Raw genomic sequence first — 12,244 nt, forward strand, 5'->3', positions numbered from 1 at the left:
TACGAGATCACCGTCACCAACCGCGGCCCCGCGGTTGGTGACGGTGATCTCGTAGGACGCGTCGTACACGCCCTCCTCGCCCTCGACCGGCACCACCGCACCCGAGAGGGACTTGGTGACATCGATCAGCGGCAGCGGGGCGCAGTCGTCATCCGACCGCGTCTCACCGTTATGGGTCAACTCCACCGTGTTCGCCAGCCCACCGGCCCCCCCGGGCGTGCAGCCCAGCGAGTCGGGCGTCACGCTGTCGAGGTCAAGGGACACGACAGCCTGCACCTTGTAGGTGTGCGTCCCTGCCGCCTCGAGGGCGACGTCGGTTGCGATGTTGTTCTCGCCGCGGCCGTTCCAGTCGGCGTTGGCCGTCACACCCTCCGGGGTCGTGGAGACCTCGGCGGACTCGATCACGATACCCTCACCGAACTGCAGCTCATCGGCGATGTCGTACAGACCCTCCGCCGCACCGGAGTTGGTCGCGACCAGATCGTACGTGATCGTCCACGTGCCGTCACCGTTGCCGGTCGGACCATCGGAGATGGACTTGTCCACATCGATCAGCGGCAGCGTCGGGCAGGTCGCGTCGACGACCTCGATGCCGTTGTGGTCCAGCAGCGTCCCGTTCGCCAGGCCGCCCGACAGGCCCAAGCCCGGCGGGGGGCACTGCAGCACCGACGGATCGATCGTGTCCTCGTCCATCGACACCACGACCTCCACCGCGTACGTGTCGCTGGCACTGGCCTCGAGCGTCACGCCCCCGGCGATCAGGTTCTCGGCCGCGTCGGCCGCGTCCCCCAGGCCGGTCCAGCCGCTCGCCAGGGTCACACCCGCCGGAGCGGTGATGTCGGTCGACTCGATCTCGATGCCCTCACCGAAACGCAGCTGGTCGTACACGTCGTAGTCACCGGCAGCGGCGCCGACATTCTCGGCCACGATCTCGTACACCACCGTCCAGGTGCCGTCCCCGTTCGGGACCGGGCCGGAAGCGACGGTCTTGTCGACCGTGATGAACGCCACCGTGATGCACGCCGCGGCGTCATCGGTCAGGTCATTGTGCTCGACCTGCGCCGTGTTCGACAGACCACCGCTGCCACCACCGGCCGCATCGCACGACGTCACCACGGGGGCACCGTCTGCCGCATCCACCGACAGCACGACCTCCACCTGATAGGTGTGCGCCCCACCCGCGGGCAGGGTGACGTCCGCGGCGATCAGGTTCTCCGGATCGGTCTGGGCAGCACCCAGACCCGTCCAATCCGGCGACGCCGTCACACCCTCCGGGGTGGTGATCACCCGGCCCGACTCGACCACCAGGTCACCGTCGGCGGTCATCATGTCCGTCACGTCATAGACGCCGTCCGCGTCACCGGCGTTGGTGGCGACGATGTCGTACACCACCGTCCACGTGCCATCCCCGTTGGGCGTCGGACCCTCGGAGACCGACTTCGCGATGTCGATCGACGGGATCGGCGCACACGCCCGATCCTCCTCGACCTCACCGGCACGATCCGTCAGCGCCGACGTGTTACTGAACGCACGCGCCGAGTCATCCCCCTCGGCACCGCACTGCGTCGGATCATCCGCCGTACCTGCACCCGGGAGGAACAACGGCACCTCCGCCACGACCGTCACCTCGTACCGGTGCGCCGCGTAGCCCGCGTCATCCGTACCGAGCAGCGGCACGCTCGTCGCGATCCGGATGTCCTCCTGACCGTTCCACGCCGGCGTCGCGAGCGTCACCCCGTCGGGGCTGTCGGTGACCTCGGCGGAGACGATCGTCGCCTCGTCCGTGAACCGCAGCGTGTCGTCCAGGTCGTAGGACGTGGCGTGCACCGTCGTGTTCGTCACGTCGATGTCGTAGACCAGCTCCCACTGCCCGTTCCCGACCGGCGTCGCCGAGACGAGGGTCTTCTCGTGCTCGGGGTCGCCGTCCAGGATGATGCCGGCCGGATCGCAGCTCTCCTGCACGTCTTCCTCGGTGTCGGCGGGTCGCGGCGCGTTCACACACGCGTTGTTGATGAGCGTGTCCGCGCCACCCTCGCCGAGGGTGATCGTGTACTCCTCGACGTGCGCGTTGTCCGTACCCGGCAGGAGTTCATCGATCTCGAACGACCCCAGCTCGGGCTGCTGGTCATCCGTGATGACCAGGTCGCGCAGGGTGCCCTGACCCGTGTTCGTCACGACGACCCGGTATGTGACATCCTCGCCGTCACGGAAGGACGGGTACTCGGCCGCGTCGTTCGCGTCGACCCAGTCGCCCTCGCGACCCTGCACATACTTCTTCAGCGACACCGAGTAGTAGGTGCCCATCGTCAGCGGCTCCGACGTGCGCATCACCAGCTCGGTGTGCTCAGCGATCGACTGCGCGCGGTTGACGTACACATCCCCCGGCTCGGCGCCGTCCGGCTGAATGGTCACCACGAACGAACGCGTCGCACCCGGAGCCAGCTCACCGTCGATCACGCGAATCGCCGTGGGGTTGGGCACCGGCGTGGTCGACCAGCCGACCTGGTTCCCCGTGGGGTCGCCTGCGGCGCCGTTCGAGGCGTGGGACGGGTCGTCGGACAGGTTGGCGGGATCCTCGGTCGTGTAGTAGACGGTCGACCCGGCAGGCGCATCCACCGACGTCACGTCGTAGCTGCCGGCGAAGTCGGTCCCTCGCCCGTCACCGTTGTACGGGAGGATGTCGATCGTGTCGGTGAACGCCTGCGGCAGCGGGTCCTGCGACCGCAGCGTCACCGTCCACGACCCCGACTCGCCCGAGCCGTCACCGTCCGGGTTCGCGATGAACCACTGATCCGTCGTCTTGCCCAGAATCGTGTTGCCGCTCGTGCTCAGCGTCACCTGAGCATTGGAGGGAAGAGAGGTCTCTCCGGCCAGCGAGCTGGTAACCGTGTTCGTGAGCACCTGTCCCGGCGTCACGGAGTTCCCGGCAACCGCCTGGTAAGTGAGCGCTTGCGGGGCGTTGGTGGGTACGCCATCGAGCGACCACCTGAGCACCTGTCGACCATCTTCCACGGTGATCGAAGGAGCCGGATCAGCAGAGCCTTCGACGTAGGTCATGCCGACCGGCAGGGTGTCCACGATCTCGTAGTCATCGACCGTCGGCGGAATCGCACCGGCACCGTTCGCCGCATACGTCAGCGTGAAGTTGGCAGGCTCGCCCGCCTTGACGACAGAGCGATCGACGGACTTCTGAATGGACGGCGTTGCGTAGATGATGCGGAGAATGTCGCGGCGACCGTTGGTGTGCGGATAGCGAGCGTCTGCGGTCTCGATGATCGGACGATAGGCGGCCGTGGGATTCGTCCACGCTCCGTTCTGCATCACTCCGCCGAACATCCATACGTCCTGACCGATCTCCAGGTCAGGCTTGATGGTCTGCTGGACGTACAGCTGGAGGTACGTCGCGTCCTCTTCCTCGAAAGCCGAGAACGGGAAGGTGATGCGAACGGCCTTGACGTCTGCCGGGTTCTCGGGCTGAGTGGTGGTCCAGCCTCCTGCATCCGCGCCGCAGTTGAACTGGTTGGGGTCGTACTGCGGGCTGTTCGGGTCAAGAAGGGGATCGCCGCCGACGTAATACTCGGTGGCGGTCGGCTCGAATCGGTGAGCTCCGGTTCCGGTGAGGTGATCGGTCGCCCAAGGAGTGGCGTTCACATACGTCGCGTACTTGGTGTCCAGCGTGATGCAGGAGCCGTACAGAGCGTCAGGAGCGGCGGTGTCCGTCCAGAAGGCGTTGGTCGAAACAGCTCGCACGTTGGTGCCCGCGGAGATGCGGTACGAGTCATCCCAGGCTTGGCCGCCGCTTCTCGTCCAGCTTCGATCCCACCCAGCGCTCCACGTTCCCGGCCGGGTGTACGACTTGTTGGTCGTGTTGTTGGTCGTGAAGTCGGTCGAAGTCAAACCTGTCGTGGACTCGTAGGTAGGCGCGCTGGACTGGAGGGTCACAGAGCCTTGCTGGTTCGTGGCTACATCGAACCAGAGGCTTCCGCTGGCGATGTAGGTCCAGTCCGTGGGAAGCGGCCTGCCCGTGGAATCCTTGGTCGGCACCTGCACCAGGTCGTAGTTGATGCCGCGCAGAGTCAGATCGAACTGGCCAGGAGCGACTTCCGTGAGGACGCACTCCTCGACGAAGGGAGCCTGCTGATCGAGCGGATAGCCAGGAAGCTCAGACCAGGGGTGGCCCTGGGCGGAGTAGAACTCGAACGGACTACAGCCGACCTGTCCGCCTCTCGGATGTGCGCCGACAGTGATCGCGCCGCCGTTGAGCTCCGAGAGATTCAGACGATACGTGACTTCGTTCGGACCAGGGTCCGACCCCTTGCCGAGACGAAGCGACCACTGGAGGTCGAGGGTGAGAGCGGTTCCTCCAGCGTTCCATCGAGTGACTTCGGTGTTCTGGCCGAAGTGCATATCCATCGCGAAGGCGTTCTGGATATCGATGGGAGTCAGAGGCTGCTGCTGTCCCGCGATCTCGCCCGTCGCGGTGATCTGATCGCCGGTCGAGCCGGTTGCCACGGTCGGCGTCTGCACGACGACGGCGGTTCCCTGGATGACGGTGCCCAGGTTGCAGGTGAGCACTCGGCCATCCTCGGAGATCGAGGATGCCGGATCGACGTCTGCGGTCAGACAGAGATCCGGGATCTCCTGGAAGATCCCATTCGCCGCCGTCACGGTGAACGTCACGTTGTCGACCGGCTCGTTCGCGGGCGCGGCCGCGTCGTCATTGACGTTCACCCGCCAGATGGCGTTCACGACGTCGCCTCGCCCCACCGTCGACGGAGTACCGTCCTCCCACGCCCCGCGGATCTCGTACACCGTCGCCGCGGTCGCCGGAGCGGCCACGAGCACGCTGCCGGCCGCGACGATGAACGCGGTCGCCGCGGACAGCGCGGCGCGCACACCGCGCCTGCGTCTTCCCGGGCTCGCCGAAAGGATGCTGCTCATGAAATCCCCCATGTGATGCAGACCGCCGATGGGACGATCGGCGGATCGGCCAGCGCCCACACAGCGAGCACTCACCAAGCATTCAGCTTTCACGGAGGCGTCCGCCCCAGCCAAGGTTTCGCGGGGATCTTCACCCCGGCATCACCCGCGCCGCATCGGGGCAGCGGCGCTACAGGACTGGCGCCTCGTCGTCCTCGTCCAGCAGCCGTCGCTCGAAAGCGACCGCGAGCGCCGCCTGGCGATCGGAGACGCCGAGCTTGCGGTACAGCAGGCGCAGCTGCGTCTTCACGGTGTTGACCGAGACGTGCAGCTGCTGCGCGATGCCGGCGCGCGATGCGTCGGGCTCGGCCAGCGCGCGCAGCAGCGCCGCTTCACGAGCGGTCAGCGCAAGCCCGGAGAGATCGGGCAGCACGGCACGGACCCCCGTACAGACGTCACCATAGCCACGCTCGGTCAGCGCCGCGTGCACTCGCTCGAAGTCGCCGCGCGGCAGGAAGGCCACAGGCAGTCTGAGACCCGTCGATCGCAGCAGTGCCCCCAAGCGATCCACTGCGCCGCGCGTTCGAGGAGTGCTCGGTAGGCGCAGGAGCACAGCGGCCTCGACGGCGGCCGCCTCCGCGACGGTGCGCGGCGAGAGGCGCGCGACGGGAAGCGCGGCGACGGCGTTCAGTGCGGCATGGAAGCGACCGCGCACGAGGTCCACCCGCGCCAACCCGATCCGGATCTGCGGAGTCTTCCCGCCAGTCTCGCGCAACAGGGCGCCAGCGGCTTCAAGATTGCCGAGCGCCAGTTGGAGAAGCGCCCGGACAGGTGCGAGCCGGCACTGCGCGTAGCGCGACCTGCCATCACTCACGCGCATCCGCATCACCCGGTCCAGCTCGGCGAGGCCTTCACCGGGACGGCCTGCGACCAGCGCAGTGGCGGCGTTCAGGCGCGCGTACTCGATCCACCCGTCGGTCACGGCACTGACCGGCCCGATGGCCGTGACATGCTGTGCCGCGGCATCGGCATCGAGGCTCTCCAGGCTGAGCAGGGCCGAGGCGAGCTCGACGTACAGACGCCCCCGTGGGCCGACCCCGCCATCCGTCGTTCCGGCCCGGGCACGCGCGATGTTGTCGCGAGCGGAGGCGATGTCCCCCTCGAGTGCCTGCATGGCGCAGATCGCCGCGAGATTGCCGTTGCTGTCGGCCAGCGGCCCGGATGCCGACAGGCCCCGCAGAAACGCGACCAGTGCGTCCTCACTGCGGCCGCCTTCGAAGAGGGTCCATCCCAGGTCGGCGTAGAGCCGAGGCAGCTGGTCGATCTGTGAGAGATCCTCGTCCGGGGCGACGTTGAGCAGGCGCACGGCCGTCCACGCAGCGCTTGTCGCCTCGCTCATCTGACCGAGATGCCGCAGCGCGGCGCTTTCGGCGCAGTGAAGTGCGATCCGCTCCGGCATCGGCGCCTCCGCGGCGCGCGAGCGCGCGGCGAGCACCGCGATCTCGAAGTAGCGCGAGGCGCGCGGTCGTGTGGCCGGATCCGTGAAGCTCGCGAAGCCGAGGAGGAGCCCGAGCAGCGGATACCTCACCAGTTGACTGCTGGCAAGCGGTGAGAGCAGAGCCCTCACCTCGCCGGCGTGCGCATCGAGCAGACCGGCCCAGGATCCGATCACCTGTGTGTTCGCCAGATCGACCCGGCCAGACTCCAGAGCGTTCCGCAGCTCACCGAGTGGGTCTGTCGACACGCATTCGGGCGCCCGCGACCCGCCCAAGAACTGCTTCCCCACGCGCCCTACCTCCAGATCAACGCGCCACCGCCGCCGCCGGCGGAGGAACTCGGGTACCGACCCGAGCTCCCCCTCGCGATCGCGCGCGTCCGTGTATCCGGCCTTTGAAAAAGGCCGAACGGACATCCCCCACCTCTTGGATATCAGGTTCACCCGGCATATCGGGATCTCCACCCCGTGTTTTCACCCGGTGCCCGGGTAGTCGTACCCGGGTCCCCGGAGCCTGCGGTCCGACGATCAGCGACCGCGCAGCAGCGCGTGGGTGACGAGCCCGGCGACCAGAGCCCAGAAAGCCGCGCCGATCCCGAGCACCGAGATGCCGCTCGCCGCAACGACGAAGGCGATCACCGCGGGGATGCGGCCGTGGCCCTCCCCCATCGCGGCCCGCAGCGACGACCCGAGGGTCGGCAGCAGTGCAAGGCCCGCGACGGCGGCGAGCACGCCCGGGGCGACGGCGACCAAGGTGGTCAGGGCCGTGGAGAGCGCGGCGAGCAGGAGGTAGAGCAGCGCCGAGACCCGGACCGCGCGCCACCGCTCTGCGGGATCCGGATGCGATTCCGGCGCGGCGGCGAGCGCGGCAGTGATCGCCGCGAGGTTGATCGCGTGTCCCCCGAACGGGGCGCCGGCCATGGTGCCGATGCCCGTGACGATCATGCTCTCCCGCCACGGAGGCCGGTAGCCGTAGGAGGCGAGCACTGCCGATCCGGGCACATTCTGCGATGCCATCGTGACGACGTACAGCGGCAGCGCGATGCCGACCGCCGCCTGCCAGGTGAATGCCGGCAGCACCGGGTCGAGCACGGGGAGGATGGGCCCCGCGAGCCCGCCGTGCCGCGCCGCCTCGACGCCCAGCACGATGAGTCCCACCGCGAACGCGGCGGGCGACGCCCAGGTCGGAGCGAAGCGGATCAGCACCAGCCAGACCAGGACGATCGGCAGGATGTCCCACGGCTGGTCGACGAGCGCGCGCACCGGAGCGAGGCACAGTCCGACCAGGACGCCGGCGAGCATCGCCTGCGCGATCGGCGCGGGGATCGCCGCGACCGCACGAGCCAGGGCCGGCCACAGCCCGGTCAGCACGATCAGCGCACCGGTGATCGCGAACGCCCCGACGGCGGCCGGCCAGCCGCCCTCCGGCACCGTCGCGGCGGCGAGCAGGGCCGCGCCCGGCGTCGACCACGCCAGCACCACCGGCAGCCGCGTGCGCTGGGCGAGCCAGAGCATGCCGAGCGCCTGCGTCAGACACAGCGCCACGAGGCCGGATGCGGCCTGTGCCGTGGTCGCCCCCGCGGCCTGCAGCCCCGCCAGCACCACGGCCGACGAGCTCGCGAAGCCCACCAGCGCCGTGGTGACCCCTGCCAGCGCGACGCGTCCGCGATCCATCCGTTCAGCGTATTGACCCGCGAGACCTCATCCGCGCCACGAGACATCGCCGCACGGTGATGTCTCGCGCCGGAGGTGAGGTCTCGCGGCCGAGATGGGGCTCGCCGCGGAGGTGAGGTCTCGCCTCGGGAGGGGCGAGGGGAGGTCGCGGCCGTAGCCTGGACGCATGGGACGACAGCGGCGCGGCGAGGCGGAGACGCCCAGCGCCCGGCTGTCGGACGGACGGATCGCCCGGGTCGTGCCGAGCGAGTACGCGAACGGTTACGAGGTCGACGTCGACGGCACGCCGCAGTCGCACGTCGATCCGTCGGATCCCACCCACCTGCACTTCGAGTACGTCGCACGCATGGGCGCCGTGATCGACCAGCTTTCCGATGGGCCGCTCACGGCCGTGCATCTCGGCGCCGGCGGGCTGACGATCCCGCGGTACATCGAGGCGACGCGGCCCGGATCGCGGCAGCAGGTGATCGAGCTCGAGCAGGCGCTCGTCGACCTGGTGCGCGAGAACCTGCCGCTTCCGCGGGGCGCGAGCATCCGGATCCGGATCGGCGACGCCCGCGAGGGGCTCTCGCGCCTGCCCGCGGCGATGGCCGGATCGGTCGACCTGCTCGTCTCGGACGTGTACTCGGGCGCGCAGACGCCCGCGCACCTCACGACCGTCGAGTTTTACCGCGCGGCCGCGGCGCTGCTCGCGCCCGCGGGCGTGCTGCTGGTGAACGTGGCGGACGGATCCGGGCTGGCGTTCGCGCGGCGCCAGGTCGCGACGATCCGCGAGGTGCTTCCCGAGGTGGTCGTGCTGGCCGAGGTGCAGGTGCTGAAGGGCCGCCGGTTCGGCAATCTCGTGATCGCGGCGTCGGCCGCTCCCCTGCCGACGGACTGGCTGCCGCGGCTCATGGCGGCGGGGCCGCATCCGGCGAAGGTGGCGCAGGGTGCCGAGATCGACGCGTTCATCCAGGGCGCGCGCCCGGCGGTGGACGGCGATGCCACCGACTCACCCAAACCCAGCGCGGTGCTGTTCGAGCGGTAGCCCGATCCGGCGCGCGTGGGCGTGGCCTGCTCCGGATCGCGGACGTCCGGGGCACACTGGACGGGCACGGCCGCGGGAAGGGAGTTGCGCGAGTGAGCTACATCCACGGGTATGACCCCGAGACTCTGCGCGAGATCGTCGACCCGGCCCAGTGCCGCGAGCGCCTCGACGAGATCGGGCAGCAGCGCAGCCTGCCCGCCCTGCTCGAGCGCGTCTGGCTGCTGAAGGTCCTGGGCCAGCTCGACGACGCCCTCGCCCTGTCGGAGCAGGCCGTGCGTCTGGCGCGCATGTCGGGCACCCGCAAGGACCTGCTGCGCGCACGCATCCTGCACGCATCCGTGCAGCAGTGGCGCGGCGCGTACGGCGCGGCCGAGCACGAGCTGTCGACGTGCGCGGACGAGGCCGAGGGCCAGGGCTGGAACTCGATCGCGGCGTTCGCGCTGCAGCACCGCGGCAAGACGCGCTACGACGCCGGCGACATGAACGGCGCGCGGGCGGACTTCAAGCAGTCGCTGTTCCTGCGCCAGGAGTCCGGCGCGACCGACGCCGAACTCGAGCCCACGATGCAGTGCATCGAGGCGGCCGACCGGCGCCGCCAGCGCTCGTCGATCGCCAGCTGAGACCTGCTCGGCGTTCGCCCGGCACGGGCAGTCAGCGCCGCACGTACTCCTCGATCACGACGCCGGACTCGAACGCTCGCACCGACGCCAGCTCGAACCGGCGCGGCTCGTACGGAGCCCCACCGAACAGCGGGATGCCGGATCCGAATGCGAACGGATTGCGCTTGAGCACCAGCCGGTCGATCTCGTCCAGCAGCGCGCCCGCGAGCTCTCCGCCGCCCGCGAGCCAGATGTCGAGACCGTCCTCGGCCTTAAGCTCGCGGACGGTCGCGACCGGATCGCGCGTGAGCGTGACGTCCGGCGTGACCTGCTTGTCGCCACGGCTCGCGACGTACTGACGCAGGTGCGGATACGGGCTGTCGATCCCGATCTCGAGGCCGGGGACCAGGGTGCTCCAGCCCATCACGAGCGTGTCGAACCGGGTGCGCGGCGGCTCGAGGCCGAGGGCGCTCAGCACGTGCGCCGGGATCGCGTCGCCGAACTCCCCGAACAGCACCGCGGCGTGGTCGCCCTCGACGAGGAACGCATCGAAAGCCCCATCGGGGGCCGCGATGTGGCCGTCGAGGGAGACGGCGACGTAGTAGACGAGTTCGCGCATCCTGCGCTCCAATCACGACATGTGTAGTGGTTGATAGCAGAGTACGACAGATGTCGTGGTTCGCGCTACCCTCGGTTCATGGCGAGGAACGACGATCGCCGCGCCGCCCTCGCGGACGCGGGCATCCGGGTGCTGGCGGAGTCCGGCGCGCGGGGGCTGACGCACCGCGCGGTGGACGCCGCGGCCGGCGCACCGCGGGGCACCGCCTCGAACTACTTCCCCACGCGCGACGCGCTGATCGCCGAGCTGGTCGGCCGGATCGAGCAGCGGCTCACGCCCGACCCGGATGTCCTCGCCGCCCGCGCGGCCGAGGAGCCGACGCGCGCGTTGTTCGCCACGTACATCCGCGACGTCGTGGCGCGCCTCGCGGCCGATCCGGATGTGTCCCTCGCCCTGTTCGAGCTGCGGCTCGAGGCGGCGCGACGTCCCGCCGTCGCCGACGCGCTGAGCGCGTGGCGCCGTCGCGGCTTCGACGCGGACGTGGCCTTCAACGAACAGGCGGGACTGCCGGGTACGCGGGCCGAGATCGCCCTCTTCCACTACGCGATCGACGGGCTCATGCTCGACCGCCTGACGGTGCCGATCGATCCGGACACTTCGACGGACGACATCGTCGACCAGCTCGTGACCCGGCTGCTGCCCTGAGAACCCGCGTCGAGACGTCCGGATGTCCGTGACGGCGGATAGCGTTTCGGATGTGTCGGATCTGAATCGCGTGCGGGTGTGGGCGCAGGCCCTCATCGACCACCATCTGGATCCGTCGTGGACGTTCGGCTTCGACAACGCCAAGCGCCGGGCCGGGCTGTGCGACTACGCGCGCAAGCGCATCTCGGTGTCGCGCTACCTGACGGCGCGCTACGACGACGACACGAACCACCAGACGCTGCTGCACGAGGTCGCGCACGCGCTCGCGGGGCCGGCGGCGGGGCACGGGCCCGCCTGGAAGCGCATCGCGGCCGAGCTGGGATACGTCGGCGGCACCACGCACCGCGGCGAGACCGCGAACGAGCTCGCCCCCTGGGTGGGCATCTGCCCCGCGGGGCACGAGGCGTATCGGCACCGCCGCCCGACGCGCCCGATGTCGTGCGTGAAGTGCGCGCCGCGGTTCGACGCGCGCCACCAGTTCCGCTGGCAGCACCGCGAGATCACGGCGGCGGCGCGGATGGCGGCGGCGACGCCGCGCTGATCCGGCGCGGCGCGCGGCTGCCGCTGTCTGCTGGTGCCCGGAGAGGTGCGGCTTGAGCACCGAGAGGCCGCTCGAGTCGTGCATTCGTCGCACCGATGCGGGACGGCGAGCCGGGGACGGCGGGCGGATGGCCGCCGCGCCGACTCACTCCGGCGCGGCTCTCGGGCGGGAGTACTCGAGCTCGGGACGGCCGCGGGAACCGTGACGGGCGGCGCGCACGGCCACGCCGCGGTCGGCGAGATGCTCGAGGTAGCGACGTGCCGTGACGCGTGACAGGCCGAGTGCCTCCGCGACCTCCGTGGCCGACCGCGGATCGGCGCCGTCCGCGAGCAGCTGCGACACGGCGTCGAGCGTGTCCTCGGAAAGCCCCTTGGGAAGGCCGGGGGCGTTCGACGTGCGCAGGGCGGCGAACGCCGTGTCGACCTCGCGCTGGCTGAGGGTCGAGACCGGGGCGCGCATCCGGTCGAAGAAGTCCTTGTACGCCGCGAGCTTCTCGGCGAACACCTCGAACACGAAGGGCTTGATCAGGTACTGCACCACTCCGACCGCAACCGCCCGCCGCACGGCCTCCAGCTCGCGCACGGCCGTGACCGCGACCACGTCGACCGCGAGTCCGGATGCGCGCAGCTCGCGACACAGGTCGAGCCCGTGGCCGTCGGGGAGGTTCAGGTCGAGCAGCAGCAGGTGGATCCGCTCGCCGCGCGCGACCGCGTCGCGCAGCTCA

Annotated in this window: 9 protein-coding genes; 4 read left to right on the top strand and 5 right to left on the bottom strand. The window is 69.9% G+C overall.

What is annotated here, in order from left to right:
- The 3 genes from RIF89_RS05760 to RIF89_RS05770 all read right to left on the bottom strand — a co-directional run.
- Positions 1-4,941: hypothetical protein (locus tag RIF89_RS05760; protein WP_309068185.1), on the bottom strand; the 4,941-nt coding region annotated here is incomplete at its 3' end.
- 169 nt (positions 4,942-5,110) lie between these two features.
- Complete coding sequence (locus RIF89_RS05765; protein ID WP_309068186.1) at positions 5,111-6,706, bottom strand: LuxR C-terminal-related transcriptional regulator; 1,596 nt, start codon at positions 6,704-6,706, stop codon at positions 5,111-5,113.
- A 237-nt stretch (positions 6,707-6,943) separates the two neighbouring features.
- A complete protein-coding gene (locus RIF89_RS05770) occupies positions 6,944-8,089 on the bottom strand; it encodes a benzoate/H(+) symporter BenE family transporter (protein ID WP_309068187.1) in 1,146 nt (381 codons plus the stop codon).
- A 166-nt stretch (positions 8,090-8,255) separates the two neighbouring features.
- Between RIF89_RS05770 and RIF89_RS05775 the strand changes: the two genes are divergently transcribed.
- On the top strand, positions 8,256-9,116 hold the full coding sequence (locus RIF89_RS05775; protein WP_309068188.1) for a fused MFS/spermidine synthase: 861 nt from the start codon (positions 8,256-8,258) through the stop codon (positions 9,114-9,116).
- A 92-nt stretch (positions 9,117-9,208) separates the two neighbouring features.
- Positions 9,209-9,736, top strand: coding sequence for a hypothetical protein (locus tag RIF89_RS05780; protein ID WP_309068189.1), 528 nt, complete (start codon positions 9,209-9,211; stop codon positions 9,734-9,736).
- A 31-nt stretch (positions 9,737-9,767) separates the two neighbouring features.
- Here RIF89_RS05780 and RIF89_RS05785 read toward each other — a convergent pair whose 3' ends face one another.
- Positions 9,768-10,334 (bottom strand): dihydrofolate reductase family protein, encoded by a 567-nt coding sequence (locus RIF89_RS05785; RefSeq protein WP_309068190.1) that lies wholly within the window; start codon positions 10,332-10,334, stop codon positions 9,768-9,770.
- A gap of 78 nt (positions 10,335-10,412) precedes the next feature.
- Here RIF89_RS05785 and RIF89_RS05790 point away from each other — a divergent pair, with 78 nt between their 5' ends.
- Positions 10,413-10,979, top strand: coding sequence for a TetR family transcriptional regulator (locus RIF89_RS05790; RefSeq protein ID WP_309068191.1), 567 nt, complete (start codon positions 10,413-10,415; stop codon positions 10,977-10,979).
- A 52-nt stretch (positions 10,980-11,031) separates the two neighbouring features.
- Positions 11,032-11,520, top strand: a complete 489-nt coding sequence (locus RIF89_RS05795) for a SprT-like domain-containing protein (protein ID WP_309068192.1) — start codon at positions 11,032-11,034, stop codon at positions 11,518-11,520.
- A gap of 144 nt (positions 11,521-11,664) precedes the next feature.
- On the opposite strand, the gene RIF89_RS05800 is transcribed toward RIF89_RS05795, so the two are convergent.
- A partial coding sequence (locus RIF89_RS05800; RefSeq protein WP_309068193.1) for a response regulator occupies positions 11,665-12,244 on the bottom strand: 580 nt, incomplete at its 5' end.

The sequence above is a fragment of the Microbacterium sp. genome (assembly GCF_031178525.1).
Taxonomy (GTDB): domain Bacteria; phylum Actinomycetota; class Actinomycetes; order Actinomycetales; family Microbacteriaceae; genus Microbacterium.